Origin of the sequence: Vreelandella venusta (assembly GCF_044809155.1) — a bacterium.
GTDB classification, from domain to species: Bacteria; Pseudomonadota; Gammaproteobacteria; order Pseudomonadales; family Halomonadaceae; genus Vreelandella; species Vreelandella venusta_B.
Genome location: NZ_CP085241.1, coordinates 457,929 through 483,033 on the forward strand (window position 1 = coordinate 457,929; position 25,105 = coordinate 483,033).

The following is a 25,105-nucleotide window of genomic DNA, read 5'->3' on the forward strand; positions in this document are numbered from 1 at the left end:
GAGAGAGCAAGCACACGCTTTCCCGGCGTTGTTCTGAGCGTTAGGATAGTCCGGTTATCGATACTGAAGAGCTACCATGAACGCACATTTAGAAGCGCTCGCACCAAACCTTGTTTGGCGCCATTTCCGTACGCTATGTAATACGCCGCGCCCATCGGGCCATGAAGCCGCGCTGGTGGCGACCTTGGAAGCCTGGGCCGATGCCCAAGGGCTTGCCCACGACCGTGATGCCTTTGGGAATCTGCGGCTTCGCAAGCCGGCTTCGCCGGGCTGCGAGCAGGCGCCTGGCGTGGTGTTACAGGGGCATTTGGATATGGTGGCCCAGGCAAATGCGGATAAAGATCACGACTTTACCCGCGACCCAATCAGCACCTACGTCAAAGAGGGCTGGTTGCATGCCGATGGCACCACCCTGGGGGCTGATAATGGTTTGGGCGTCGCGGCGATTCTTGCCGTGCTGGAAGACCCCGCGCTTACCCACGGGCCGCTTGAGGCGCTGTTTACCTTGGAAGAAGAAACGTCCATGGGGGGCGCGTTAAATCTGGCTGAGAATTGGTTGGAGGGTTCACTGCTGCTCAACCTGGACAGCGAAGACCGCGGCCAGGTGTATATCGGCTGTGCAGGCGGTGCCGATGTCGTGGTGGATGCTCAGCTACCCAGCGCCAAGCTGCATGAAGATGAGCAAGTCGTATCGCTATCGCTGACAGGCCTGAAGGGCGGCCACTCGGGCATGGATATCCATAAGCCGCTGGGCAATGCCAACCGCTTGCTGGTAAGGGTACTGCGTGCGCTGGAAACCTTCGATGCGCGGCTCATCCGCTATCAAGGCGGCACCTTACGCAATGCCATCCCTCGCGAGGCATTTGCCCAGGTGGCACTGCCTTCTGACGACGTAGAGGCAGCGCTCGCCACCGTGGCAAGCTTAGAGGGTACCTTAAAAGCCGAGCTTGGCAGCGGTGACAGCGGCCTGACGCTAACGGCCGAGCGTATCACTCTGCCCAGCGGAACAGAGCCGCTCACTCGTGACACCAGCGCTATGCTGCTTGCAACACTCCATGCGGCCCCTTGTGGTGTTGAGCGTATGAGTGCCGACGTGCCGGGCGTGGTGGAAACGTCGAATAACCTGGGTGTGCTGAGTTTGGAGGCCGGACGTTTTCATCTGTGCGCGCTAGTACGCTCGCTGCACGATAGTGCGACGGAAGCGATGGCTGACCGCTTTCAAGCGCTGTTTGGGCTGATGGGTGCACGGGTGAAGGTGGAAAATGGCTACCCTGGCTGGGCGCCTAACCCCGAAAGCGAACTACTGGCGACGTTTAAACAGCGCCATGCCGAGCTTCTTGGTCGCGAGCCTGAGGTAAAGGTGATTCATGCGGGGCTTGAGTGCGGTATTTTAGGCAGTAAATATCCGCATTTAGATATGATTTCGTTCGGCCCGCTGATTCGCGGCGCCCACTCACCGGACGAGCGCGTCGAGCTGAATTCGGTAGAGGAGTTTTGGGACATGCTGCGGGCGTTGATTGAGCAACTAGCGACGTCGCGTTAAATGTATCTTATTAGCTAGCCATAAAAAACGGCACCGTGTAGGTGCCGTTTTTATGTTTGGGCTTTCTATTAACGCTTACTTACCTAAATAGGCATTGAGCATCCAGACGGTTTTTTCCTGTTCGCGGATGTAGTCACCTGCCTGGGCGGCCGTGCCTTCATCGTCAGCATCTGACGCGAGTGACAGTAGCTCACGCTGCAGCTCAATGAGCGTTTGGAAACCGGCAAGCACCCCTTTTACGCAGGTATTGCCGTCGTGCACATCTTTATCTTCTTGGATGTGCGACAGCGTTATATAGTCGCTATAAGCGTGTACCGGCTTGTGACCGAGCGTGAGAATACGTTCGGCGACTTCGTCTACTTTGGTAAGCAGGTCGGTATAGAGCTCTTCGAATTTAGCGTGCAGCTCAAAAAAGTCGCTGCCTTTGACGTTCCAGTGGTAGCCACGGACGTTCATGTAAAAAATTTGGTAGTTGGCCAGCAGGTGGTTGAGTTTTTCAGCCAGCTGGCTAGCGCTGCCTTCGTGTAGGCCAATGCTGTTCATATCAGTCATGTGGTGCTCCTCCATGGTTGGAGCCGCGTTGACGTTAAGCGGCCATCAAATCATTTGATTTAGCTTAAGACGCTTTTTGGAAGCGGCAAAGCAAGTTTTCTGCATCGCGGCCATAGCGCCATAATATGACGCTGGCAGTAAGCTGAAATGGCTTACATCTGGTTAAGAGGTGCAGGCACTTACGGCGTTTTTCAAGGGCTACGCCGATATCTTCAGTAACTGCTTATTCACTGTTTAGCGCTTGCTATCCATAGCCGGGCAATGCTTTCGCAGCGTGCCGCTAACAATTCCGCTGTGCGCGGCAGGGCTTGCTCAAGGCTCATAGGGCCATCTGCAAGGGCAAAGGCAGCGGTAACGCCCTCGTCAAAACAGGCTTGCCAACCCTCACCTAAACTGCCGGCTAAAATAATGACGGGCTTACCCTGTTGGTGGGCAGCGCGGGCAACGCCAATCGGCGTTTTTCCAGCGAGGCTTTGGCCGTCCAAGCGGCCTTCACCGGTAATGACCAAGTCAGCCTGGGCTAGCAGGTCAGGCAGCTTGGCTTGCTGCATAATCATGTTAATACCCGGGGTAAGCGTGGCGTTTAAAAACGTGCGCGCCGCAAAACCCATGCCGCCCGCCGCTCCGGCTCCGGCATGCTCGCGGTCATCGCGGCCAAGTGCGTCTGCACACAGGTCAGCAAAGTGACCAAGCGCGCGATCCAGTTGAGCGACGTCGTCACGAGAAGCGCCTTTTTGTGGGCCAAACACCGCGCTGGCGCCTCGTTCGCCGAGAAGCGGGTTGTCCACATCGACCGCTGCCTCGACCTGGAGTTTGGCAAGGCGTGGGTCTAGCGCTGCAAGATCCAGGGTAGCCAACCGTTGAAGCGCTGCGCCGCCAGGCGGTAGCGGGGAGCCTTGCTGATCCAGCAGTTGGGCGCCTAAGGCTTGAAGCATGCCCGCACCGGCATCATTGGTGGCGCTGCCGCCGAGCAGCAGCAGCGCTTTTTCAGCCCCTGCGTCTAAGGCGGCTTTAAGGAGTTCGCCGACGCCGTAGGTGGAGGTGTGGAGAGCATTGCGCTCTTGTGCAGAAAGGTGTTGTAAACCGCTCGCTTCTGCCAGTTCGATAAACGCGGTACGCTGTTCGCGATGCCAGCCCCAAAAAGCCTGGCGGGGCCGTCCCAGGGCGTCTTGCACGGTTAGCTCGCGGCGTTCGGCGCCGGTGGCGGCCACCAGCGCCTCAAGGCTACCTTCTCCACCATCGGCCAGCGGGCATACCGTTAGTGTGGCAGAGGGGGTGGCGCGCTTAACACCGCAGGCCATTGCCTGAGCTGCCTGTTCGGCACTCAGTGCATCTTTAAAACTATCGGGGCAAAGCAGTACGTTCATCGCACAACCTCCGTTAATGACGGTCTATTGCATACGTGACTTAGAATATCGTCCTTGCCAGCTGCTATATAGTGATCTTTGCGAGGGCTTAACGCGCTGCCAAGTGCCAGGTCGGCCATGATGACGGGTAGAGGATCGAACATGAAAACAGTACCGCTAGGCATGAGTTGTCTACTGCTCTTGATGGGCTGCCAGGCTGTCCCCGACAGGCTGCCCCAAGCTGAACCCGCTCCGGCTGCCTCCTGCTACTTCCCCGTAGGCGCGCCGACAACCGCAGCAGTGACCACCTCAGGCGCGCTAGCGCAAGACGCGCTGATCCAAAGTGTTGCGGTATTGGAAGCGTGGGGGTTTGAGCTGGTGTCGACGGATACGCGTTTGGGGCTTGTTAGCGCTAGCCGCCAGCGGGATCTGATTGGCTACTATGATCCTTACGATAATGCTTATGGGTATGGGCGGGGGATGCGAGTATTTGGAGGTATCGGTTTGGGGCGCGGCGGCTCTAGCGTCGGTTTAGGGATTGGGGGAGGTTTCGGTGGCGGCGTTGGTCAGCAGCCGGTGGAAGTTGAGCGAGTGTCGCTATTCGTCAACGACGGCTATGTACGCATCTCGCGGGATATTCGCCGTTTTGATCACCTGAGGGATCTACGCGAGTCCTACAGTGCCAGCAATGAGGACTTTTGCCAGCGCTTTCAGGCCGCGCTGTTACCTATTTCCAGTGAGAGTGAGCTATGAAGGTACTTCGCTATATGTTGGTCGTCAGTGCCCTGGTGGTGCTGGCGGGCTGCGCTACCCGAGAGCCACTTGAACCCCGTGAGCTCCGCTACGCCGCGCCAGCAGAGCAAACGTTTCGTCACGCTGTTGAACTGATGATCGCCCAAGGGTACGTGGTCAAGCATGCGGATTTAGCCTTAGGGCGCGCAGAAGCATCCTTAGCACGCTGGCCGGAGTACCGTTTGCGGCTTCAGGTGAGCGAAGAGGGGGGCGGCAGTCGTGTAAGGGTTTCAGCCTTGCGGGGCAATCAACCGCTGCCGCCCTATGTGTTGGATCCATGGTTAGTCGAGCTGCAACATACGCTGGGAGAAGCACCGTGACAGCAGTAACCCCCTTTTTAGCCCGTTTGAAAAATAAGGCGCGTGTCTGCGGTGGCACCTTTGTCATTGGGCTTACGGGCCTATTGATAAGCCCCAACGTGTTAGCCCATCCGCACGGCTGGATAGATCTAAATGTACGGGTGATCACCGATGATGAGGGCGTGGTGAGCGGTTTGCACCAAACTTGGCAAATGGACCCTTTTTATAGCCTGGTGGTCTTTGAAGAACTGCAGCAAGTGCCCGGAGCGGACCTTGCCCAGGGGCTTGACCAGTTGGGTAGTGAGATTCGCCAGAACTTGTCGCAACAGCATTACTTCACTGAAGTGCGTCTCGATGGGCAGCGGCAAGCACTAGGCGAGGTGACCGAATATACCGCAATGGAGCGCGATGGCCGCTTAACCTTTATGTTCATTTTGCCCTTATCGACACCCGAGCCGCTAGCAGGCCGCACGCTTGAGTACCAAGTGTTTGATCCTACCTACTACCTTGAAGTCGTGCACGAGGAAGAGAACGGTTCGCCTTCTGAGCAGGCGCTTATTCTTCACGGTGAGCCGAGCTGCGAACTCACTATTTTGCCTGCAGACCCTGATCCAGAGTTGGTTATGCAGGCGGCGCTATTGGACGTTGATGAGCAGGGCGAGCCAGGTTTAGGAAGGCACTTCGCTGAAACAGGACGCGTCACGTGCCTCTAGCAGGAGCCGGGAGGAGTCGTGTATAAAGTGTTACTGTATAACTTTTGGCGGAGAGGGTGATGCCATTAACGCGACACCAAATGGTCTGGGGCGTGATTGCCGTATTCGGCGCGGCGCTGGTTGTGTTTGTCGTTCAGGCCAACTTACAGAGCGCAAGCTTTCAACTGTTGGCTTGGCAGCGGGATTTACACCGTAGCCTGACGCTGGCGATTACCGAACTTTCTCGCACGCCTACCGCAGGTACTTGGCTAACACTGTTAGGCGTGAGCTTTGCGTACGGTGTTTTCCACGCGGCGGGGCCGGGACATGGCAAAGCGGTGCTTGCGACGTATTTAGCCTCGCATGGCGGGGCCACTCGGCGGGCACTAGGGCTCTCCTTCGCCGCGTCGTTACTACAGGGCGTGACGGCCATTGCCATGGTGGCCGTGCTGGTACACGGGTTGGGCTGGGTCACCCGGCAAGCCATGGGTAGCGTGGTGTGGGTCGAGCAGGCCAGCTTCCTGCTGGTGGCGCTGTTAGGCGCTTGGCTCTGCTGGCGGGCGGTAAAACAGCTGCGCCATGCTTATGCAGACCCCCACCTGCCAGATGTCATGCACCCTGACTCTTCTAATCGCAGCCACGACCACCAGCACGACCATGCCCACTGCTGCGGCGGTGCCCACCATATCGAGCCACAGCAGGCACTTGACTGGCGCACTGCGCTGATGACCGTAGGCGCGATTGGTATGCGCCCCTGTACGGGAGCGGTGCTGATGCTGGGGGCAGCAAGCTTGCTAGGGCAATTTTATGTGGGGGTAGCGTCAGTGATGGCGATGTCCCTGGGAACGGGAATAACGGTTTCTTTTCTAGCGATTGCCAGCATTGTGGCCAGAGGCTGGGCGGCGAGGCGTCTACAGAAGCAGCGTAGCCAGCAGCTTGTCGAGAAAGCGGCTGGCTGGGCAGCGCTAACGGGGGGCGCGCTGATTATTGCGCTAGGTGTGTCGCTTTCCCTTGCGGGGGCTGCTCAGCCGGCTAGCGGGCCGCTGCTCAATGAACCGCCCGCGCGAGGCTCGCTGCTGGGCGGTTAAGTAGGTAGCGCCAGCCCCTCAATTTGGGCAAGTAGCTGCTCCCGGCGCTCCCCTTGCTGGGTTAGCTCATAAGGCTCTGGCGTGCCGTTGCCCCACACCGGTGCGGGCCAGCTCGCATCATCGGCATAGCGCACAACTAAATGGATATGTAGCTGACTTACCACGTTCCCCAGCGTGGCAATATTGAGTTTGTCGCCGTGGAAGACTTTTTTCATGGCGGCCCCCAGCTGGGTAGCTTCCTGCCAGAGCTGTGTTTGCTCTTCTGGGCTGAGTTCAAACACTTCGCTGACCGAGGCTATTCTCGGTACGAGCACGACCCAGGGATAGCGGGAATCGTTCATCAGCAGCGCGCGGCAGAGCGGTAGGTCTGCGATGGGCAGGGTGTCTGCTGCTAAGCGTGCGTCGAGTTCAAAGCTTGCCAAGTTTAGTGCTCCTAAGCCAACCGGTAGGGTAATCATCATAGCAGGCAGCGGATAACTCAGGGAAAACAAGCGAAACTATTAAAATCTGTTACGCTGAAAACACTCCTAGGCATTAAGGCTGCCGTCGGAGCTTCCCGATGTTGAATAACCTGTTAAGGAGAACACGATGAAAAAATTTCTGGCGACTAGCTTTATTCTGCTCATGACTGCGGGTGCTCTAGCAGGCTGCAATACCATTGCAGGAGCAGGACAGGATGTTCAAGAGGGTGGCAAGGCGGTACAGGACGCTGCAAGCTAGGACTCGGTCTCGCGGTTTGCTATAAAACATGTGGGCTAGGCAGCAATGCCTAGCCCACACTGTTATTAGACAAGATACACATGAGGTAAATCACGCATGAAGTCAGGACACGCCTTAACGGCAGTGATGCAACGCCATATGAAAAGCCTAGGTGGGGCGCTTGGCGCACTGCTGCTGGCTGGGTGTAGCAGCGCGCCCCATGACGTTGCTGCACCACCACCGCCCTCAGTAGAGCCATCCGCGTCCCAGACATGCGATGCCAGTGCTGTTCAGCACGCCCTGGGCGAGCCGTTTAATGAAGCCAATACCTCTCTGCTGCAAAGCGAGAGCGGTGCTCGCCAAGTGCGAGTGCTTCGTCCTGACAGCGCGGCCACCTTGGACTACCGGGAAGATCGCCTAAATATCCATTTAGGCAGCGACGATACCATCGAAGCACTACGCTGTGGCTAACGCAGTATCAGCCACACGCAGGCGGCGGTGAGTACGCCCATCGTGATATTAAACCCGCGCCATGCTCTGTCGCTTCTGATCCATTGCCCAATGGCGCTGCCAAAAGCGGCCCATAGGGCAATACAGGGCAGGGCCACCAGTTCCGCGAAACCAGCCAGTACCAGGGCGTTCACCACAGGTTGGCCGCTCTGGGGCAGAAACCCCGCCATCAACGCTAACCCCATCACCCACGCTTTTGGGTTAGCAAACTGGAACATGGCCGCCTGCCAAAACGTCAGCGGCACGGCGTGCTGGCTGCTCTGCAAGTTGGGCGGTCGGGCCGTGGCAATTTTCCACGCTAAGTAGAGCAAATAGGCGCTACCCACCCAGCGAAGCGTAATTTGTACCACCGGGAAGCGTTCAAATAGTACGCCAAGCCCCAGCGCAATGCTGGCAAACAGTAAAAAGCAGCCCCCCAAAATTCCCCACATATGCGGCATTGTACGTCGAAAGCCAAAGTTAGCGCCCGAGGCGGTAAGCATGATGTTGTTGGGCCCGGGCGTTAGGGTCATCGACATCATATAAAGTGCTGCAGGGCCAAGAATCAGCCATTCGCTATTCATTTTTTGTATCCATACAATTATAGGGTTTTGAGTTGTTTAACGGCTTTTTTTGGCGTGCAGTACTTACCTGCCGAGCAGCGCAGTTCGCCGCTTTATGAGTTAGCCCCGGAACGCACGCTGTTTGTGTTCAGCACGGCCAAAGTACTGGCGGACGGTCTGCGTATCGGCGTATTGTGCGCTCCCCAAGCGGTGCGAATTTGCGTAGGGGCTGCAGCTGACCAAGCATCGCTCAAGCGTGCACTGAGCATACTACGAGCCAGCCTTGAGCAGCCTCCCCTCGCAACTGCGACGGTATAGCGAGGGACTATTCATAACGATCTTTCCAGCGCTGACGATGTACCTGCTCTTTGAGCATTTCAATAATATCGTAAAGCACTTGCTCGGTGACGTGGGCGCTGCCTTCATCGACGGTTAGCCAGCTCTCAAAGCCGCTCTCTGCGGTTTGTTCGATAAGCTGGCGAAATTCCGGCGAGTGAATGCCCAATGCCAGTTCATCCACGAGGCGCTGGGCAACCCCGCTAAGTGATGCCTGCATGGCGTTGGAGGCCGTTTGCCCCATGGGCAGGCGGTGCAGCTTCTGGATTTCGGGGCTCTCCCGCAGTGTGCGGCTCACCAGTTCATCGATGGCCTTCATAATGGCAGTGCGGTTCTGTTGGTAAGCTTGGCCGACAGTGCCTTCCAGCCGTTGGGAAATTTCGCGAATCAGCTGGTCTTTACGAGGCATCACAACCCGGTCGATGACTTGCTCGGTCAGCGAGTCGCTGGCGACAATCTGATGCTGAACGTTACCCAGTAGACGCAGTGCAATGCGATCGGAGAGCTCTTCTAACAAGATATCGTAATACTTAGCGACAAACTGGTAGATCGTCCAGCGCGTAACATCGATTATCCGCAGGCGATGCAACCTATTCAGTAGCGATACCACGCGCAGGACACGCAGCCAGCGGAAGCCACTTAACGGGATGCAGCCAAGTACGTCATACCAATGAACGAAGGGGTAAAAGAACCAGCGATGATAGCGTCGCTCAGCAATGGCAACTGCCCAGCTCAGCAGCACGTCGGCGACGAAAAAAGCCACAAAATAGAGGTCAATCGTAATAAAGCGACTGTGAATCGCCGTATCGTAAAAAGTGTGGAAACCTGGTGCAATCGAAGCGATGGTTTGGTTGATCGGGCCAATCAGGAACAGTGAATCAAACAGCAACAAGCTTAGGTTAATAATAACCGCAGCGAGAATTAAAAAATCCCAGCCGATATGCGCATATTCAACGGCTTTAGGCAGGTTTGGGTAGCGCTCCCTGGCAGACATAAAGACTCCTTGTCATAACATTAAGGGTGTGAACAAGGGGCTAGGAATTTAGCTGATGGTGCTGTTGTGTGAGTAGCTCTTCCTTTTCTGCCTGTTTGCGCAGTTTTTTACGCAGAGCTGCCTTGTCAAAGCGTAGTTTCTGCAGTGAGGTTTCCAGCGCTAAAGGCGGTACTTTAGCGGGTTTTCCGTCGGCATTGACCGCCACCATGGTGAGGTAGCAACTATTGGTGTGGCGAATCAGCTTTTGGCGTATATCTTCAGCTACGACTTTAATGCCTATTTCCATTGAGGAGCGTCCCACATGGTTAACGCTAGCCAGAAAGGTCACTAACTCGCCTACGTGAATAGGCTGTTTAAACAGCACCTGATCCACCGAGAGCGTAACAACATAATGACCAGAGTAGCGGCTGGCACAAGCGTAGGCCACTTCATCCAGCTTTTTAAGAATAGCACCGCCATGCACTTTCCCGCTGAAGTTTGCCATATCGGGGGTCATAAGAACCGTCATAGAGAGCTCATGCTGGCCAGGTAGGGCGCTGTGTTCAGAGTTCGGCGTTGTCGACATGGGAGAGCCTTATAAGTTGAAAATGCCCGCCCATGAGTGGGCGGGCATGATAGTGAAAGGGGCCTTTAAAGGTATAGAGCTTAGAACCAGACTAGGCCAACCGAGATGATAATGCCGGTAATCAATAGCTGAACCAGGCAGAAGCCCATGATGTCTTTGGCCTTCAAGCCTGCAATCGCCAGTACCGGTAGCGCCCAGAAAGGTTGCAGCAGGTTGGTCCAAGCATCGCCCCAGGCCACTGCCATGGCAATACGTGGAATATCAGCACCTAGCGCTTCTGCTGCAGGCAGCATCACCGGGGCTTGCACGGCCCACTGGCCACCGCCGGAAGGGACGAACAGGTTCACAATGCCAGCGCTTAGGAACGACCAGAAGGGCAGCGAGGTGGCGGTAGCAAAGGAGACCAGCCACTCAGACATGCTTTGTGCTAAACCGGACTGCACCATGATCGCCATAATGCCCGCGTAGAACGGGAACTGAATCACAATGCCTGCCCCGCCTTTAATCGCTTCATTCAAGCTGTTGAGCAAGTTGCGCGGCGTGCGGTGCAGCACAATGGCTAAGAAGAGAAACAGGAAGTTGACGACGTTTAAGTTTAAGCCGCCGTCACGTAATAAAAAGTGATCCAGCAGAAATAGCAAACCAGGAACGCCTACCATGAGAGCAAGCGGCATGCTGTTTTCAAGTTTCTCGGCAGGGCGGGTAATGCGGCCCTGCGTCTCTGGTGCATCGTCAAGCAGCTTGGTATCGATATAAACGCTGTCTTTTTCGTCGGGTAGCATCAATCGGTTAACCAGCGGAACCGTGATAAACAGGCAAAGCACGATGGCTAAGTTAAAAAAGGCAAAAATAGTCGAACCGGTGCCGATGATACCAATTTGGTCAGCCGAAAAATGACCCTCGGTGGCGATAGTGAGGGGCACCGAACCGGCTAAACCCCCGTGCCATACCACAAAGCCTGAGTACGCACTGGCAACCAGCAAGCGGTAGTCGACGCGAATCACGCGGGCCAGCTCTTTCGCAAACAGGGCGCCAACCACAAGCCCGAAGCCCCAGTTGATCCAGCTAGCCGCAAGCGATACCAGCGTCACTAAGATAATCGCGCCGCCAGGACTTTTGGCGGTGCTGGCAATTTTTTGCAGGAAGCGTTTGATAGGGGGGGAGCTGGCTAACATAAAGCCAGTGACTAACACTAGCAGCATCTGCATGGAGAAGGTGAGCAGGTTCCAGAAACCGTCACCCCACATGCGCAGAACGGCTAAAGGCGTTTGGCGTTCCACGGCGATGGCGGCAATCGCTGCGATCAGCGTTAGTAGAAGAACAAAGATATAGGGGTCGGGCAAATAGCGCTCGACCAGTTTCACCGCTGGCTTGGAGATAAATTTTAACATGGAGTGCTCGCTATAATCGTTATTAGGAAGTGCGACGCTAATATACGGGTGCGTGCCGTATTTTTCATCTATCGTCAGGTAGCATATACAGACGCCTAACGTTACGTTAGCGCAGCCGAAGCCGAGCGAGCGTTGCAAGCTTCAACGGTCGGTTAATTAAGGGGATTCAGAGCGCCAGCGGGTATGGCGGTAGTGGCGATAGTAGCCAATGAGTACAGCAGAACGGGTTAGGGTAAAAAGGGTGAAAGCGAGCCATAGCCCGTGATTGCCTAAGTCTAGCGTAAGCCACCAAGTAGGCAGATAAATCGCTAAGCCAATGAAAATGCTATTGCGCATTTCACGCACGGCAGAAGTGCCAATGAACACCCCGTCAAGTAGATAGCTCCAGACTGCCAGCAGCGGCATCGCGGCCATCCATGGCAGGTAGTTAGCCGCTGTGGAACGCACGTCCTCTAGCCCGGTGAGCAGCGCAATGAGGGTATTACCCCCGAAGGCGAAGACCAGCGCGGCCGCCGCAGCCGTCCAGAACGAGAACTGGGCGGTTGCGCGCACCGTGTTGGCAAACTCTTGCCAATTACGCCGTCCATAGGCGCGGCCCACTAGCGACTCTGCCGCGTGGGCAAAACCATCCAGCGCATAGCTAGTGAGCATAATAAACTGCAGCAGTACGGCGTTGGCGGCGAGCACCGTGTCGCCCTGGCGGGCGCCCTGGGCGGTAAAAAACGCCATGGCAAACAGAAGGCCCAGGGTGCGTACAAAGAGGTTGGCGTTGACGTTGAACAGCGCCGAGTAAGCCGATAGCACAAGCAGCCGCTGGCGCTGAAAAGCGCCTTCTAAACGCCCCAGCTGGTGCAGCACTAAAAAGCCGCCAAAGGCGAGGGCGCTGTAATCAGCAATCACGCTGGCCAGCGCAACACCGTTGCTGGTCATGCCCAGCCCGATCACAAACCAAAGATCGAGCACGATATTGATGCTATTGGTCAGCAGCAAGATCATCAGCGTGACCCGCGAGTTCTGCTGGCCCAAAAACCAGCCCAGAATCGCGTAGTTAGCCAGTACTGCCGGCGCCGACCAGAGGCGGATCTCAGCATACTCACGGGCCAGGGGCGTTGCTGCGTCACTCCCATCGAGTAGCCAAAGCCCCAGGGAAATCAGCGGTGAACCCAGCACGATAAGCAGTGTGCCAATAACACCTGCCATGATCAGCGATTGGCCTAGTAGGTTGCGCACATCGCTGTCGTTCTCGCGGCCAATCGCTTGGGCCACAAGGCCGGTGGTGCCCATGCGCAGAAACCCAAAGCCCCAATAGAGAAAGCTAAACAGCGTGGCGCCGAGGGTAACCCCGGCGAGATAGCGGGAATCGGGCAGGTGCCCCACCACGGCGGTATCCACCAGCCCCAGTAAGGGAACGGTAATATTGGAGAGAATGATGGGCCAAGCGAGGGTCCAAATACGCACGAGGTGGCGTTAGGCAGCGGTAATAATGCGGTACTTCTCCATGAGCTGCTCTTGGGTCTCTGGGCGCTCTGGGTCAAGAGGAATACAGTCTACCGGGCAAACCTGTTGGCACTGGGGCTCATCAAAGTGGCCCACACACTCGGTGCATAAGTTTGGGTCGATGACGTAAATCTCCTCGCCTTGAGAAATCGCGTCATTGGGGCATTCGGGTTCGCAGACGTCGCAGTTAATGCATTCGTCGGTGATCATCAGGGCCATGGGCATACCTCACGAATGGCGGTTCACCCGGGTAGGCCAATACCCGAGTGTTTTACTCAACAATGTCAGTAGTTAGGTAGTGTAGTGCTTGCGAAGCGCCTCTGCGACCTGCGGATGAACCAATGGAGAAATATCGCCGCCCAGCTTGGCGATTTCCCGCACAATGGTCGACGAGATATAGGAGTTCTCTACCGCCGGGGTGAGGAATACGCTTTCAAGCTCAGGGTTTTGGGCGCGGTTCATGTTCGCTAGCTGCAGCTCGTACTCGAAATCCGAGACCGCGCGTAGGCCGCGTAGAATAATCGTGGCGCCCTGCTCGTGCATCATAGTGGTCAGAAGCGATGAAAAGCCGATGACCTCCACGTTGGGGAGCGACGCACAAACGGTTCGGGCCAGCGCAATGCGGGTCTCAAGGTCGAGACTAGGGCGTTTGCCGGGGCTTTCAGCCACGGCGATCACCACTTTATCGAACATCCGCGCGCCGCGTTCAATTAAGTCAAAGTGGCCATTGGTAATGGGGTCAAAGGTGCCTGGGTAGACCGCGATATTAACGCGTTGGGCGATCATTCCGGTGCCTCCTCGTCAAGCTGGCCAAAAGGGTTGTCAGCGGTAAGCGAGACCGCCTGGGCATAGCCGGGGATGTGAATACGGTCGGCGTGAATCTCCAGCTCCGGGCCTTCCAGTACGGCCTCGCCAAATTGGTAGCGGGGAGCATAGTGCCCCTTATCTGCCTCAGCTAAATAGGCTGCGGCGTTGGCTCTTACCGCTTCGCGACGGGTTTTCCAGGCGTCAATGGCCGCCTGGCCATGGTGCTGGGTGAGTAGCCGCTCGGTCACCTTTGGCGATAGCACAACGCCGGTTGCATTGTTGCCACCAAACCCTTTAGCGTTAATGAAGGCGGCATCCGCCTTAAAGGCTTGAGGGGAAGCAGAGAGCCGCAGCCGCTCGGCGTAAACATCGTCGGCCACTGCATCCAGCGTTGGAATGCCCGGTAGCAAGTCGTGGGCAAAGCTGCCGAGTGCACTTACCAACTGGTCACCTGCAGCAGAACCTTGGGAGTGGCCAATAAACGCTTTAATCGCGACCACTGGCCAGTCGCGAATGCCATTAGCCCGCGCAATTTCATCAAATACGTGGGATTCGGTTACGCGGTTTTTCGGCGTGCTGGTGCCGTGGGCATGCAGAAAAGTGCGCTCTTTGAGCGCTTTATCGCCTAGCATGTCACTGACTAGCGCGGCGGCTTTGCCCAGGGTGATGTAGTTGCCAATGCCGGGCGCAGAGATAGAGCGCTTAAAGCCGTCTGCATTAACGAAGACATCCGGCACCGCGCCTAAAATGTCAGCCCCTAGCTCTAGGGCAAGTGCGTCGTCCATCAGCAGCACGAACTGGCTGGCTTCCGCCATGGTAAAACCGCAGTTGCGAGCAAAAGGACGGCAAGCACGCTGATAGTCGGCGTCGGTGAGTAGCTCCAGCGCATCCAGGGCTTTGAGGCTGGCGTCATCCGCCAGCGCTCCCATGGCGCGGAACCCTTCAATGATTTCGGGCGTAATCGGCGCATCGGCAGTGCCCACCATCACTACTCGACGGCGTCCTGAGCGAATGTCGTCAACACCCAAGCGCAGATTGTAAAGAAAGCTGGCGCAGGCACCGAGCGCCGCGCCGGTGCTGCCGACGCTGCCCAGCACATAGGCATTGAGGAAGTCGGCGGGCATCTGGCCATAGCCGAGCGGCATCTGCTTGGAGGTGGCGCGCTGGCCGCTGACCAAACTCTTTAGCAGGCCTCCCCAGCCCGGTTCATCCAGCTGGCCAATGGAGTTGCCTGCATAAACCGCAATATGGTCCGGGTTTAGCTGTTGGCGAAGGTCTTCCCAAGAGAGGCCGCTGGCTCCCAGGCAGTCGCTGGCGCCAAATACCGCCATTGATAGCCCACGCGGGTGGTGTACGCTACGGTAGAGATTGGCCGGTTCAAAGCCACTGGGCAGCTGCGCGGCGGCGCGCACTTTGGGCTCATGGGCATCGGGCAGCAGTACGTCAAGCGTGCCCGCGGGCACGGTCACGTCGACTCTCCGGGCATCCAGCTCCGTGACTTGCCAATGGGGCGGCAGATGTTCGGGTAGCTGGCGACGGCGTAATGTGAAGCGCAGCGGCTCTGCTAACATCATGCTTGCCTGACGGTTGGCAGGCAGGCCGGGTGCGAGAAAGCGCGGGTCTTCATTGCGTCGGATCAGGGTGTGGTTAAGCACCTGTTCGCGCAATGTGAGCGCTGGATCGTCTAGGGGCTGGCCTGTACGGTCTTGCCAGCCGTTTTCAGAATGTTCAGCAAGGCGCATAAGCGCGGCCAAGCCTTCCAACGTGTTGCGCTGCTGGTCAGCTGGAAGAGCATCAAGCACGGTGCGGCGGAAGGCCTGGTGGCCCGAGGTTCTGCCGGCGGGATTGATGCCGCCCATGCCGACAATCACCGGTAAGTGTGACAAGCCGGGTTCCTCGTGGTGCGGTGGTTTTTAGTAACAGTTATTGGCAGATGCACACCGAAACAGGCTGTTCATCCGCACTTAATAAGTCGCTCGAGCGTGATCATAGCACCGGGCGTGCAACGACGTCATGCCGCATGCGCCGCAGACTGTTAGAATCACGCCTTTTTCCAGCAGGGGATGGCATGCAGCACAATTCGCGACCGGTGATTTCCAATCAGCCAGGCCCGCATCACGATTTGGCGCGTCGGGTGGCCCGTGCGCTGGAGAATCCGCTGCGCAAGCCGATTGCAGCGCATACTCAGCAGGCGTTTGAAGAGGTTCATACCTGGTATCAGCAGCGCCAATCGCCGCTGATATTAGATGCCGGTTGTGGTGTTGGGTTATCTACTCGTCGTTTGGCAGAACGCTATCCTCAGCATGCCGTCATTGGCGTTGACCGTAGCGAGGATCGTTTAGGGCGTGATCATGGTGACCTGCCGGCAAACGCACGGCTGGTGCGGGCGGATCTCGTCGATTTTTGGCGCCTGGCCGAGCAGGCGGGCTGGGCGCCTGAGCGCCACTATGTGCTGTACCCCAACCCTTACCCCAAGGCCGGGCACTTAAAAATGCGTTGGCACGGGCACCCCGTGTTACCTACCGTGCTGGCATTAGGAGGCGTATTGGAAGTGCGCTCTAACTGGCGGCTCTATGTGGAAGAATTTGCCCTGGCAGTGGCGCAAGTAACAGGGCGGCAAGCGGCGGTGAGTGTTTTTTCACCCAACGGCGATTATTTGACCCCCTTTGAAGCGAAGTACCATCAAAGTGGCCAAACGCTATGGCGTTTATGCATTGAACTGGAGCGGAAATGACCTTTATTTTTCTAACCTTGGCCATTGTGGCTGAGGTGATGGCAACCAGCGCGCTAAAAGCCTCAATGGGGTTCACACGCCCCCTGCCGAGCTTACTCGTAGTGGTAGGCTATGGCGTGGCGTTTTATCTGCTGAGCTTAGTGCTACGCACACTGCCAGTGGGCATTGCTTACGCCATTTGGGCGGGGCTGGGTATTGTATTGGTGACGCTTGTGGGCATAGTGGCCTTCGGTGAAAAGCCTGACTTGCCTGCCGTTATTGGCATTAGCCTGATTGTCGCTGGCGTCGTCACGCTGCAAGTGTTCTCCAAAATGAATGTGCATTGAGGTAGCTGAACGTGACGGACTGGATGGGTAACTATCGTGTTAACGGCCGAGCTAAACGCTCGATAATGTCTCCCGCAGGCTGGCTGCGGGGGATGATTGTGGCGGGTGTCGCCACGGCTACGTTGAGCGTCAGCACCGCGCTTTTTGCCGACTTTAGCCGCTTAGGCCAGCTGCAAAATAAAGGGTTTTTGATTAGCGCTGAAGCACGCTTGCTGGATGCAGACACGGGCAGTAATGCTTTATTGGGCAGCCTTAACCCCGAGCGTCAGCTCTCTCCGGCGTCGGTCACCAAGGCGTATTTAGCAGCGGCGGCGCTTAACCGCTACGGCCCTCAGCATCGTTTTACCAGTCAACTGGTGAGCACCAGTGCAATAGATAGCGGTGTGCTGCGCGGTGACTTGGTGTTTGAAGGCGGCGGTGACCCAGGCTTGACCACCGAAGATTTATGGCGGCTTGTGCAGCGCCTTCAGCTTTCCGGGGTGCGCGAAGTCGATGGCGCTTTAGTGATTAGTCAGTGGCGCTTTGGCCCAGTGGAGTGCCTGACCACCGACCGCTGTAACGCGCGCGCTCGGGTGGCGAATGCCTACAGCGCGCCGCTGACCTCGGCGGGGGTCAACTTTGGTACCTGGTGTGTCAACGTAGCGCCCGCTAGCAGCGCGGGAGAACCCGCCCGTGTGGGGCTATGCGACAGCCCACAGCCGTTGATTGCGATCGATAACCAAGTGGTCACCCAGCCAGCCAATAGCGGTACGGAAATTAGCGCCGAGCGTATTACCGATGAGCGTGGCGATATGATGCGCTTGACGGGGCAAATTTCGACCAATGCGGCTGCCCGAGATGTTTATCGCGGCGCAGGGGATGCTGCCGAAAAAACCGCTCAAGTACTGCTAAGTATGCTCAACCAGGCGGGCATTACCGTACGCGACCCTTGGCGAGTCAGCAGCACCCGCCCGGCAGGCGCCAAGCGGTTAGCCGCGGTGGATAGCATGCCGCTGCAAGAGCTGCTGCTGCGCACCATGAATTACTCGAATAATTACATGGCCGACGTGCTGGCACTGAACCTGGTGGAAACCCCCCAGGCACAGCTGCGCCAAGCGGGCCAGGCGATTGAAGCCTACGCCCAGAGCTTGCCAGGGCACGGCCCGCTGACGCTGTCCAGCGGCAGCGGTTTAACCACCGACAACCGCACTTCTGCCCAAGGCGTGAACGTAATGCTGGAAGAGATGTTTCGCCAAAGCGCTCTGTTCCCAAGCTTCGTGGCGTCTTTCCAGTCCCCGGCCAACGGCGTCATGCGATTTATTCGCCGTGGCTCGCCTACCTTTCAGAATAATGTCATGGTGAAAACTGGCACACTTAATCAACCTTTTGCAGTGCGCGCTATCGCGGGGTATTTCCGTACCGCCCAAGGGCGGTGGGGTGTGTTTACCGTGTTAGTCAACGGCAGTGGCAGTACGCCTTATCTGAGCTGGTCGGAAGTGCTTGACCCGCTGTCCCTGGATCTAGACGCAATGATACTGGCTAACTAATGATGAACAATTTGCAGAGTGGGAAACGTGCATGAAGCCAAGACATACCGGTCTAACCCATTTAGTGCACTCCACACGCTATTCGTGGAAAGGCCTGAAAGCCGCGTTTAGAAATGAAACCGCCTTTCGCCAAGAGGTAGTGATTACCGCTATTTTGCTACCTTTAGCCTGGTGGATTGCCGATACGTCAATCAGCTGGCTGCTACTGGTAGGCAGCCTGTTTCTGGTGCTGATTGTGGAGCTGCTTAACAGTGCCGTTGAGAATGTGGTCGACCGCATTGGCACAGAGCACCATGAGCTTTCCGGGCGGGCCAAGGATATTGGCTCGGCGGCGGTGATGCTTTCGCTGATTATGGCGGGGCTGACATGGGGCCTACTGGGTTGGCAGAAGTTCTTTGGTTAGCGAGGTGGTTATGCAATTGAACGATGCGTTTTTACCGCGGGAAATGCTGCCGTTGTCGCTGAAGCCAGTGGCGCAAAAGGCGTGGCAACGGCTGAGTGAAGCGCTTAGCCAAGCCGATAATGTGGCTGAGATGACCAAGCAGCCGCTGCCCTCGAGCAGTTGGGAGGCGCTCTCCGAATCGCGCCGGGAAGCGCTTACCAAGGTACTGAGCGTATCGACCTTTGCGTTAGACACCTTAACGCGCTTCCCTCACTGGCTAGTGGAGCTGGATGTTGCCGGTGAGTTAGACGCGCCGCCCAGTAAAGATGACCAGTCGCGCTGGCTGGAAGAAGCGCTGGAAAGCGCTGACGATGAAGAGGCTATGCAGCGTGTTATTCGCCGCTTTCGTCGTGCCCGTATGCTGGGCATCGTTTGGCGTGATCTCAACCGTCCTGCTGGCTACAGCATGTGGGATACCGCCCAATCCGTCTCGTGGTTAGCCGAAGTCTGTATTGAGGCTGCACTAACGTGGCTTGAACACTTCTATGCCCCACGGTGGGGGCTTCCGGCCCCACGTCATGACGGCGACCCTCAGCGGCTGGTGGTGTTAGGGATGGGGAAACTGGGGGCTGGCGAGCTGAATTTATCCTCGGATATCGACCTGATTTTCGCATTTCCCGAAAAAGGCGACACCGAAGGGGGGCGTAAGCCCTTAGAACATCAGGAGTATTTCACCAAGCTTGGGCAGCGCTTAATTGCCGCGCTAGATGCCATGACCGCCGATGGTTTTGCTTTCCGGGTAGATATGCGCCTGCGGCCCCTAGGCGATGGTGGGCCCTTGGTAGGCAGTTTCGCGATGCTTTCCAGTTACTATCAAGATCAGGGGCGGGAGTGGGAACGCTACGCCATGCTGAAAGCGCGGCCCGTTGCCGGCGACGTCGAGGCTGGCGATGAGCTGCTAGCCAGTCTGCGCCCGTTTGTTTATCGCCGCTACCTCGATTTTGGCGCGATTGAGTCGCTGCGCGAGCTAAAAGCGATGATTAATCGCGAAGTTAAGCGCAAAGGGATGCAGAGCAATATCAAGCTGGGCCCGGGCGGTATTCGTGAGGTGGAGTTCGTGGTTCAGGCGTTTCAGCTAATTCGGGGCGGCCGAGATACCGAACTCCAGGTGAGCTCGCTAATAACAGCACTTAACCGCCTTCCAGCACTGGGCTTGCTACCCCAAACCGTGGTGGACGAACTCCTGCCGGATTACACCTTCTTGCGCGATGTGGAGCACGTCCTCCAGGCGCTGGAAGACCGCCAAACCCAAACGCTGCCCACCGATGACATCGACCGTGAGCGCGTTGCGTTTGCTATGGGGCATGAAGACTGGTCAGGGTTAGTGGCGCAGTTAGATGAAGTGCGACAGCGGGTGCGCCAACACTTTGACGCGGTGATTGCTGACCCAGAGGACGATGTTGAAGAGGGCAATGATGACGCGAGTCTTAGCCTAGAAGAGTGGCGCTTAATGTGGCGGGGTGAGCTAGAGCAGGAAGAGGCGTTAGCGCATCTGACTGAGGCTGGCTTTACCGCGCCTGAAAAAGCCCTCAAGCGGCTGCATAGCCTCTATCACTCTCGCCAAGTACAAAGCATGCAGCGCATCGGCTTTGAGCGGTTAGACGCCCTAATGCCGCTGCTGCTAGACGCGGTGGCGGAGAGTGAAACGCCGGATACTGCGCTTGCCAGGGTGCAGCCGTTGATTGAGTCAGTATTGCGCCGCACGGCGTACCTGGCACTGCTGCGTGAAAACCCCCACGCGCTTGAGCATTTAATGCGGTTGTGTTCGGCAAGCCCGTGGATTGCCGAGCAGCTGGCCCGCTACCCTATTCTGTTGGATGAGCTGCTTACGCCAGAAACGCTCTATACCCCTGCGGACAAAGCACGCCTTGCCGATGAGTTGCGCCAAACGCTCAACCGGCTACCAGAAGATGACGATGAAGCGCAATTGGAGGCCCTGCGGGTATTCAAACACGCGCAGATGTTGCACGTTGCGGCGTCGGATGTGGCGGGCACACGGCATCTTATGAAAGTAAGCGATTACTTAACCTACATCGCCGAAGTTATTTTAGATGCGGTACTGGCGATGGCCTGGAAACACGTAACCCGTAAGCACGGCGTGCCTGAAGGCCTGGATGCTCAAACGCCAGCGTTTGTGATTGTGGGTTACGGCAAGCTGGGAGGCATTGAGCTTGGCTACGGCTCTGACTTAGACCTGGTGTTTCTTCACGACAGTGATGGAAAAGGCAGTACCGACGGCGCTAGGCCAGTGGATACGCCGGTATTCTTTACCCGCTTAGGCCAGCGCATTATTCACTTATTAACCGCCGTTACACCCGCCGGCAGCCTTTATGAAGTGGACATGCGCTTGCGTCCTTCGGGCAATGCCGGTCTGCTGGTCACCTCTTTGGCAGCCTTTGCCGAGTATCAGCAGCAAAATGCCTGGACCTGGGAGCATCAAGCCTTAGTGCGTGCCCGAGTGGTGGCAGGTAGCCAGGGGCTGGCCGACAAGTTCGATGCCCTGCGTGGTGATATTTTGTGTCGTGAGCGTGACCGTGAAAGCCTGCGTCACGATGTGGTCACAATGCGTCAGAAAATGCGCGATCATTTAGGCACCAAAGGGCCCGGCGCAAGAGGGCAGGTGGATGCCGGTGCAACGAGCGATCTTCAAGGCGCCCAGTTTAATCTAAAGCATGATGCGGGCGGCATGGTCGATATTGAATTTATCTGCCAATACGCTGTGCTGGCGCTTGCGCATCAAACCCCGTCGTTGATTACCTACAGCGATAATATCCGTATTTTAGAAACGCTTGCTGAGAGCGGGCACCTGTCCCCGTCAGAAGCTGATCAGCTGCGAGATGCCTATCTAGCGTATCGAAGCCGCACCCATCGCGTCGCGCTCACCGGTGAAAAAAACACGGTGAAAGTAGACGAGTTCAAAGAGCAGCGTGACGTTGTTATTGCACTTTGGCAGCGTTTTCTCGAGTCGTGATTGGCGGCTTGGCACTTTTTCAGTAGCATCGACAGGGAAGATAGCCTGATAACAAATTATTCAGAATAACGATAAGGACGTGCAAGATGTTGCTGGTATTGCGTGATGCTGCCGTGCGCGTGGAAGTGACGCGGCGATGACCGGACATATCCTGGCAACGCTGCTGCCGGTGTTTCTTATTGCGGGGTGTGGCGCGGCGTATGGGCACTTCCGCACGCCGGATATCAGAAGCCTCAATACCCTCAATATGGAGCTTTTTGTACCGCTTTTAGTCTTCGCGGTACTCGCCGACCGCCAAGCCCCGTTAGCCGACTATGCATGGCTTGCGACCGCTGCAGTGGCCGTTGTTTTAGGCTCTGGTTTGCTGCTGTGGCCCGTGGCTAAATGGCTGTCGCTGGACGTAAAAGTCTTCTTGCCACCGATGATGTTTAACAACTCGGGCAATATGGGGGTGCCGCTGCTGGTGTTGGCTTTTGGGCCAGAAGCGCTGCCGGCGGCGGTCGTGGTATTTATCGTCGAAATGCTGCTCCATTTCTCGGTGGGGCTTTACATGCTTGACCCGCGCACGTCGCTGTGGCGCCTGCTGCGCATGCCCATCGTCGCGGCAAGTATCGCGGGTTTAGTGGTTAATGTCGGCGGATTGCCGCTTCCCAGTTGGCTGCTGGAAGCGATGCATACGCTGGGAGGGGTGTGTATCCCGCTGATGCTGTTTGCGTTGGGTGTGCGGTTACTGGAAATTGACTTTAGCGATTGGCGAACGGGGTTGCTAGGGGCGCTGCTTTGCCCGTTCTCTGGCCTCGTCATTGCCTTACCCCTTATGTGGTTTTTACCCATTAACCCACTGCAAACGGCGGTTCTGCTGGTGTTTGCAGCGCTGCCACCAGCGGTACTCAACTATCTTGTCGCCGAGCAGTACCACCTGGAACCTCAGAAGGTGGCATCGCTGGTGCTTATCGGTAATTTGGGAAGCTTAGTCGTCATGCCACTAACGCTGGCTGCCGCGTTTGCCTGGATTTATGCGCCGACGTAGCAGTAGAAAATAAGTGGTGTGGGAAATAAGCGGCTTAATGGCGGTGATTATCCTCTTTAACTTCGTAACTCCCTTCTAACGCATCGTGTTGGTTGCGCTGGTGCGGCGAACCCGCGTAACCACCGCCAATGTCCTGCGCTTGGTCGGCGCGCATTTGTTCCATACGCTTTTTCATCTTATGGCGCACGAACGGCATCATGGCCCAACCAATCAGTAAGAAAAATAGGCCAAGCACGACGCCGACAATCATCAAGGCGCCAAATGCCAGCCACGTAAACAGCAGCTTAAAACTGCCGAGCAGTCCGGTAGGTTGTGCTTGAGTTGCCCTCGCACGCCACTGGTTGGCAGCCTGCCAAGCGGCATTGCGTTGGTCACGATTCATTTGCGGCATACAGATCTCCATCGTTCATTTGCCCTATTGGAACATAGTGGTGCTATCAAGTTCATTTGAAGACCTATCCATGCGGGCACATATGCGATGAGTACTAGCAAATGTTAAGGTTTCTCTGTACAGGCGTTCTTGCTGCGCATAATGCTTATCTAACACGGAGGTTCTATGGCAAGCCATGGAGGAAAGTCAGTCTTTATTGCGTCAACGATTATTATTTTCGCTCTGGTAATAGTAGGGGCTACGTTTCCTATTGGCTTTGGTAACGCAGCGGAGGCGGCATTGGCCTCGGTCACGAAGCTATTTGGCTGGTTTTATCTCTTTTCAGTCTTTGGTTTTGTCGTTTTCTTATTTGGCTTAGCGCTAAGTAAATACGGCAAAGTGCGCCTAGGCCCACAGGACAGTACGCCAAACTATACGTTTTTCTCCTGGATAAGCATGCTGCTGGCAGCGGGGTTTGGTGTGGGCTTAGTGTTTTACGGCATGGCCGAACCCATGACCCACTATATCGATCCGCCCTATGGGGATATGCCCGCAGAAACCGAGGCCGCCGCGCGGTATGCCATCCAGTACAGCTACTTTAACTGGGGCATCCATCAGTGGGCTGCTTTTTCTGTGGTGGGGTTGATCATTGCCTACTTTCAGTTTCGCAAAGGCCAAGCGGGGCTTGTCTCTTCGGTGCTGTCATCGGTTACTGCCAAAAATCCCCGGATTCGCCCTTACGCATCCTGGTTAGATGTATTTGCCGTTGTTGCCACCGTCATGGGAGTGGCGACCTCTCTGGGGCTAGGTGTTTTGCAGATGAACGGTGGCCTTAACGCGGTTTTTGGCCTGCCAGAGAATGGCTTTTGGCAATTCATTATTCTGTTTGTGATGTTTTGTGCCTACATGCTATCCACGTGGTCGGGGCTTGATAAAGGGATTAAGCGCCTGTCTAACTTAAATATGATTTTGTGCATTGGCTTAATGCTGTATGTACTGGTGACGGGGCCGACCATTGCCATTCTCGAAACTATTACGCTGGGCATTGGTGACTATTTACAAAATTTCATCGGTATGAGCCTGCGTATTTCACCGTATAGTGATAACGAGTGGGCCAGTAGCTGGACAATTTTTTACTGGGCGTGGGTCATCGCGTGGTCACCGTTTGTCGGTACCTTCGTTGCGCGTGTATCCCGCGGCCGTACCATCAAAGAGTATGTGTTTGGCGTTTTGTTAGTGCCGCCGCTGCTAGCCTGCCTATGGATAGGGGTCTTTGGCGGTGCGGCACTGCACATGGAGCTAAATGGCGATAACGTAGGCCTTGCTGCGGCGACGCAAGCCAATATCACCGTTGCCCTGTTTGAGATGTTTGAGCTTATGCCTTTCTCAAATGTGCTATCAGTCGTCGCGATGCTGCTAATTTTTGTTTTCCTGGTCACCTCGGCGGACTCTGCGTCCTACATCGTGGCACAAATGACCGATAACGGTTCGATCAATCCGCCCCTCTACAAACGGGTGATCTGGGGAGTGTTAATTGCGGCTATCTGCTTAACACTCATTGTGGCAGGCGGCTTGTCGGGCTTACAGTCAGCTGCCGTCCTTTCGGCACTTCCGTTCACGTTTATTCTGTATATGATGATCGTTGTACTGATACGCGAGCTGCGTGCTGATCGAAAGGCAATGCTGACACAGCTCTATCGCCGTCATGGCGAAACGCCCGTTGGCGCAGACGCGTTTGAAGCCGAACAGCTGGGTGAAGAAGAGCGTTTGCGGCGTTCACCGAGCGTTATTAACCGGCGTATCAATAGCTAGCCTTACGCTAACTAGCCTCATTTTTGGGAGAGCGCACACATGGAACGAGCGTGCTAATGGCCCGGCAGGGACGTCACGGTGCGACGCGACGGTCGTCTAAACATGTGGCGTTTGACCGCTGGCTAGATCGTGTTGTCACCGTCGCCGTTGTGACCGCCATCGTGGTGGGGGTGTCTGCCGTTGTTGCGCACTGGCTGCTGTAACTACACCACGTCGCTATGCGAACGCCCGGCTTTGCCGG

General features: G+C 56.4%; 28 protein-coding genes. 16 read left to right on the forward strand and 12 right to left on the reverse strand.

The window, feature by feature from the left end; genetic code table 11:
- Positions 1-76 precede the first annotated feature (76 nt).
- On the forward strand, positions 77-1,543 hold the full coding sequence (locus LG301_RS02260; protein WP_404473055.1) for an aminoacyl-histidine dipeptidase: 1,467 nt from the start codon (positions 77-79) through the stop codon (positions 1,541-1,543).
- Between the two features lie 75 nt (positions 1,544-1,618).
- Here the strand turns inward: LG301_RS02260 and LG301_RS02265 are convergent, their stop codons facing one another.
- Entirely contained in the window at positions 1,619-2,095 is a 477-nt protein-coding gene (locus LG301_RS02265) for a Dps family protein (RefSeq protein ID WP_404473057.1), read from the reverse strand.
- A gap of 227 nt (positions 2,096-2,322) precedes the next feature.
- Positions 2,323-3,462 carry a glycerate kinase gene (locus LG301_RS02270; protein WP_404473059.1) on the reverse strand — a complete coding sequence of 380 codons (1,140 nt, stop codon included), beginning with the start codon at positions 3,460-3,462 and terminating at the stop codon, positions 2,323-2,325.
- Between the two features lie 141 nt (positions 3,463-3,603).
- Here LG301_RS02270 and LG301_RS02275 point away from each other — a divergent pair, with 141 nt between their 5' ends.
- From LG301_RS02275 to LG301_RS02290, 4 genes are all read left to right on the forward strand, one after another.
- On the forward strand, positions 3,604-4,194 hold the full coding sequence (locus LG301_RS02275) for a hypothetical protein (RefSeq protein ID WP_404473061.1): 591 nt from the start codon (positions 3,604-3,606) through the stop codon (positions 4,192-4,194).
- Positions 4,191-4,553, forward strand: coding sequence for a hypothetical protein (locus tag LG301_RS02280; protein WP_404473063.1), 363 nt, complete (start codon positions 4,191-4,193; stop codon positions 4,551-4,553). The genes LG301_RS02275 and LG301_RS02280 overlap by 4 nt, the downstream gene beginning before the upstream one ends.
- A 65-nt stretch (positions 4,554-4,618) precedes the next feature.
- Positions 4,619-5,245 carry a DUF1007 family protein gene (locus LG301_RS02285; protein WP_404475139.1) on the forward strand — a complete coding sequence of 209 codons (627 nt, stop codon included), beginning with the start codon at positions 4,619-4,621 and terminating at the stop codon, positions 5,243-5,245.
- A gap of 59 nt (positions 5,246-5,304) precedes the next feature.
- Positions 5,305-6,312 (forward strand): nickel/cobalt transporter, encoded by a 1,008-nt coding sequence (locus LG301_RS02290; protein ID WP_404473065.1) that lies wholly within the window; start codon positions 5,305-5,307, stop codon positions 6,310-6,312.
- Here the strand turns inward: LG301_RS02290 and LG301_RS02295 are convergent.
- Positions 6,309-6,734, reverse strand: a complete 426-nt coding sequence (locus LG301_RS02295; protein WP_404473067.1) for an HIT domain-containing protein — start codon at positions 6,732-6,734, stop codon at positions 6,309-6,311. The two genes, LG301_RS02290 and LG301_RS02295, sit on opposite strands and share 4 nt — an antisense overlap.
- 166 nt (positions 6,735-6,900) lie before the next feature.
- Here LG301_RS02295 and LG301_RS02300 point away from each other — a divergent pair, with 166 nt between their 5' ends.
- Entirely contained in the window at positions 6,901-7,032 is a 132-nt protein-coding gene (locus LG301_RS02300) for an entericidin A/B family lipoprotein (RefSeq protein WP_404473069.1), read from the forward strand.
- Between the two features lie 96 nt (positions 7,033-7,128).
- Positions 7,129-7,482 (forward strand): I78 family peptidase inhibitor, encoded by a 354-nt coding sequence (locus LG301_RS02305; protein WP_404473071.1) that lies wholly within the window; start codon positions 7,129-7,131, stop codon positions 7,480-7,482.
- Here LG301_RS02305 and LG301_RS02310 read toward each other — a convergent pair.
- Positions 7,479-8,084 carry a LysE family translocator gene (locus LG301_RS02310; RefSeq protein WP_404473073.1) on the reverse strand — a complete coding sequence of 202 codons (606 nt, stop codon included), beginning with the start codon at positions 8,082-8,084 and terminating at the stop codon, positions 7,479-7,481. The two genes, LG301_RS02305 and LG301_RS02310, sit on opposite strands and share 4 nt — an antisense overlap.
- A 54-nt stretch (positions 8,085-8,138) precedes the next feature.
- Between LG301_RS02310 and LG301_RS02315 the strand changes: the two genes are divergently transcribed.
- Positions 8,139-8,381: a hypothetical protein gene (locus LG301_RS02315; RefSeq protein ID WP_404473075.1), complete on the forward strand. Its 243-nt coding sequence runs from the start codon at positions 8,139-8,141 to the stop codon at positions 8,379-8,381.
- Positions 8,382-8,388: 7 nt separating this feature from the next.
- On the opposite strand, the gene LG301_RS02320 is transcribed toward LG301_RS02315, so the two are convergent.
- The 7 genes from LG301_RS02320 to LG301_RS02350 form a co-directional block, all read right to left on the reverse strand.
- Positions 8,389-9,393 carry an ion transporter gene (locus tag LG301_RS02320; RefSeq protein WP_404473077.1) on the reverse strand — a complete coding sequence of 335 codons (1,005 nt, stop codon included), beginning with the start codon at positions 9,391-9,393 and terminating at the stop codon, positions 8,389-8,391.
- Between the two features lie 40 nt (positions 9,394-9,433).
- Positions 9,434-9,958 (reverse strand): acyl-CoA thioesterase, encoded by a 525-nt coding sequence (locus LG301_RS02325; RefSeq protein ID WP_404473079.1) that lies wholly within the window; start codon positions 9,956-9,958, stop codon positions 9,434-9,436.
- Between the two features lie 80 nt (positions 9,959-10,038).
- Positions 10,039-11,349, reverse strand: coding sequence for a short-chain fatty acid transporter (locus tag LG301_RS02330; RefSeq protein ID WP_404473081.1), 1,311 nt, complete (start codon positions 11,347-11,349; stop codon positions 10,039-10,041).
- A 156-nt stretch (positions 11,350-11,505) separates the two neighbouring features.
- Positions 11,506-12,807 carry an MATE family efflux transporter gene (locus LG301_RS02335; protein WP_404473083.1) on the reverse strand — a complete coding sequence of 434 codons (1,302 nt, stop codon included), beginning with the start codon at positions 12,805-12,807 and terminating at the stop codon, positions 11,506-11,508.
- 9 nt (positions 12,808-12,816) lie between these two features.
- Positions 12,817-13,065 (reverse strand): YfhL family 4Fe-4S dicluster ferredoxin, encoded by a 249-nt coding sequence (locus LG301_RS02340; RefSeq protein ID WP_263066196.1) that lies wholly within the window; start codon positions 13,063-13,065, stop codon positions 12,817-12,819.
- 72 nt (positions 13,066-13,137) lie between these two features.
- On the reverse strand, positions 13,138-13,632 hold the full coding sequence (coaD, locus tag LG301_RS02345) for a pantetheine-phosphate adenylyltransferase (RefSeq protein WP_263066194.1): 495 nt from the start codon (positions 13,630-13,632) through the stop codon (positions 13,138-13,140).
- Positions 13,629-15,512, reverse strand: a complete 1,884-nt coding sequence (locus LG301_RS02350; protein ID WP_404475141.1) for a beta-ketoacyl synthase — start codon at positions 15,510-15,512, stop codon at positions 13,629-13,631. Before LG301_RS02350 ends, coaD begins: the two co-directional genes overlap by 4 nt.
- 209 nt (positions 15,513-15,721) lie before the next feature.
- On the opposite strand from LG301_RS02350, the gene LG301_RS02355 reads away from it, so the two are divergent.
- The 6 genes from LG301_RS02355 to LG301_RS02380 all read left to right on the forward strand — a co-directional run bounded on the left by LG301_RS02355 (position 15,722) and on the right by LG301_RS02380 (position 22,682).
- Complete coding sequence (locus LG301_RS02355) at positions 15,722-16,387, forward strand: tRNA (guanine(46)-N(7))-methyltransferase TrmB (RefSeq protein WP_404473085.1); 666 nt, start codon at positions 15,722-15,724, stop codon at positions 16,385-16,387.
- Complete coding sequence (locus tag LG301_RS02360) at positions 16,384-16,713, forward strand: DMT family transporter (protein ID WP_404473087.1); 330 nt, start codon at positions 16,384-16,386, stop codon at positions 16,711-16,713. Before LG301_RS02355 ends, LG301_RS02360 begins: the two co-directional genes overlap by 4 nt.
- 65 nt (positions 16,714-16,778) lie before the next feature.
- Positions 16,779-18,239: a D-alanyl-D-alanine carboxypeptidase/D-alanyl-D-alanine-endopeptidase gene (dacB, locus tag LG301_RS02365; RefSeq protein ID WP_404475143.1), complete on the forward strand. Its 1,461-nt coding sequence runs from the start codon at positions 16,779-16,781 to the stop codon at positions 18,237-18,239.
- 31 nt (positions 18,240-18,270) lie between these two features.
- Positions 18,271-18,642 (forward strand): diacylglycerol kinase, encoded by a 372-nt coding sequence (locus LG301_RS02370; protein ID WP_404473090.1) that lies wholly within the window; start codon positions 18,271-18,273, stop codon positions 18,640-18,642.
- A 10-nt stretch (positions 18,643-18,652) separates the two neighbouring features.
- Entirely contained in the window at positions 18,653-21,652 is a 3,000-nt protein-coding gene (gene glnE, locus LG301_RS02375; protein WP_404473092.1) for a bifunctional [glutamate--ammonia ligase]-adenylyl-L-tyrosine phosphorylase/[glutamate--ammonia-ligase] adenylyltransferase, read from the forward strand.
- A 136-nt stretch (positions 21,653-21,788) separates the two neighbouring features.
- Positions 21,789-22,682, forward strand: coding sequence for an AEC family transporter (locus tag LG301_RS02380; RefSeq protein WP_404473094.1), 894 nt, complete (start codon positions 21,789-21,791; stop codon positions 22,680-22,682).
- Positions 22,683-22,716: 34 nt separating this feature from the next.
- Here the strand turns inward: LG301_RS02380 and LG301_RS02385 are convergent, their stop codons facing one another.
- Positions 22,717-23,073, reverse strand: a complete 357-nt coding sequence (locus tag LG301_RS02385; RefSeq protein WP_404473096.1) for a hypothetical protein — start codon at positions 23,071-23,073, stop codon at positions 22,717-22,719.
- A 165-nt stretch (positions 23,074-23,238) separates the two neighbouring features.
- Between LG301_RS02385 and LG301_RS02390 the strand changes: the two genes are divergently transcribed.
- The gene (locus LG301_RS02390) at positions 23,239-24,864 is read left to right on the forward strand and encodes a BCCT family transporter (RefSeq protein WP_404473098.1); all 1,626 of its coding nucleotides are present in this window, start codon (positions 23,239-23,241) and stop codon (positions 24,862-24,864) included.
- A gap of 56 nt (positions 24,865-24,920) precedes the next feature.
- On the forward strand, positions 24,921-25,067 hold the full coding sequence (locus LG301_RS02395; RefSeq protein ID WP_404473100.1) for a hypothetical protein: 147 nt from the start codon (positions 24,921-24,923) through the stop codon (positions 25,065-25,067).
- The last annotated feature ends 38 nt before the right edge of the window (positions 25,068-25,105 follow it).

Coding starts and splice junctions, on each gene's coding strand:
- LG301_RS02260 (WP_404473055.1), top strand. CDS start 77: ATGAACGCACATTTAGAAGCGCTCGCACCAAACCTTGTTTGGCGCCAT.
- LG301_RS02265 (WP_404473057.1), bottom strand. CDS start 2,095: ATGACTGATATGAACAGCATTGGCCTACACGAAGGCAGCGCTAGCCAG.
- LG301_RS02270 (WP_404473059.1), bottom strand. CDS start 3,462: ATGAACGTACTGCTTTGCCCCGATAGTTTTAAAGATGCACTGAGTGCC.
- LG301_RS02275 (WP_404473061.1), top strand. CDS start 3,604: ATGAAAACAGTACCGCTAGGCATGAGTTGTCTACTGCTCTTGATGGGC.
- LG301_RS02280 (WP_404473063.1), top strand. CDS start 4,191: ATGAAGGTACTTCGCTATATGTTGGTCGTCAGTGCCCTGGTGGTGCTG.
- LG301_RS02290 (WP_404473065.1), top strand. CDS start 5,305: ATGCCATTAACGCGACACCAAATGGTCTGGGGCGTGATTGCCGTATTC.
- LG301_RS02300 (WP_404473069.1), top strand. CDS start 6,901: ATGAAAAAATTTCTGGCGACTAGCTTTATTCTGCTCATGACTGCGGGT.
- LG301_RS02305 (WP_404473071.1), top strand. CDS start 7,129: ATGAAGTCAGGACACGCCTTAACGGCAGTGATGCAACGCCATATGAAA.
- LG301_RS02310 (WP_404473073.1), bottom strand. CDS start 8,084: ATGAATAGCGAATGGCTGATTCTTGGCCCTGCAGCACTTTATATGATG.
- LG301_RS02320 (WP_404473077.1), bottom strand. CDS start 9,393: ATGTCTGCCAGGGAGCGCTACCCAAACCTGCCTAAAGCCGTTGAATAT.
- LG301_RS02325 (WP_404473079.1), bottom strand. CDS start 9,958: ATGTCGACAACGCCGAACTCTGAACACAGCGCCCTACCTGGCCAGCAT.
- LG301_RS02330 (WP_404473081.1), bottom strand. CDS start 11,349: ATGTTAAAATTTATCTCCAAGCCAGCGGTGAAACTGGTCGAGCGCTAT.
- LG301_RS02340 (WP_263066196.1), bottom strand. CDS start 13,065: ATGGCCCTGATGATCACCGACGAATGCATTAACTGCGACGTCTGCGAA.
- coaD (WP_263066194.1), bottom strand. CDS start 13,632: ATGATCGCCCAACGCGTTAATATCGCGGTCTACCCAGGCACCTTTGAC.
- LG301_RS02350 (WP_404475141.1), bottom strand. CDS start 15,512: ATGGGCGGCATCAATCCCGCCGGCAGAACCTCGGGCCACCAGGCCTTC.
- LG301_RS02355 (WP_404473085.1), top strand. CDS start 15,722: ATGCAGCACAATTCGCGACCGGTGATTTCCAATCAGCCAGGCCCGCAT.
- LG301_RS02360 (WP_404473087.1), top strand. CDS start 16,384: ATGACCTTTATTTTTCTAACCTTGGCCATTGTGGCTGAGGTGATGGCA.
- dacB (WP_404475143.1), top strand. CDS start 16,779: ATGTCTCCCGCAGGCTGGCTGCGGGGGATGATTGTGGCGGGTGTCGCC.
- LG301_RS02370 (WP_404473090.1), top strand. CDS start 18,271: ATGAAGCCAAGACATACCGGTCTAACCCATTTAGTGCACTCCACACGC.
- glnE (WP_404473092.1), top strand. CDS start 18,653: ATGCAATTGAACGATGCGTTTTTACCGCGGGAAATGCTGCCGTTGTCG.
- LG301_RS02380 (WP_404473094.1), top strand. CDS start 21,789: ATGACCGGACATATCCTGGCAACGCTGCTGCCGGTGTTTCTTATTGCG.
- LG301_RS02385 (WP_404473096.1), bottom strand. CDS start 23,073: ATGCCGCAAATGAATCGTGACCAACGCAATGCCGCTTGGCAGGCTGCC.
- LG301_RS02390 (WP_404473098.1), top strand. CDS start 23,239: ATGGCAAGCCATGGAGGAAAGTCAGTCTTTATTGCGTCAACGATTATT.
- LG301_RS02395 (WP_404473100.1), top strand. CDS start 24,921: ATGGCCCGGCAGGGACGTCACGGTGCGACGCGACGGTCGTCTAAACAT.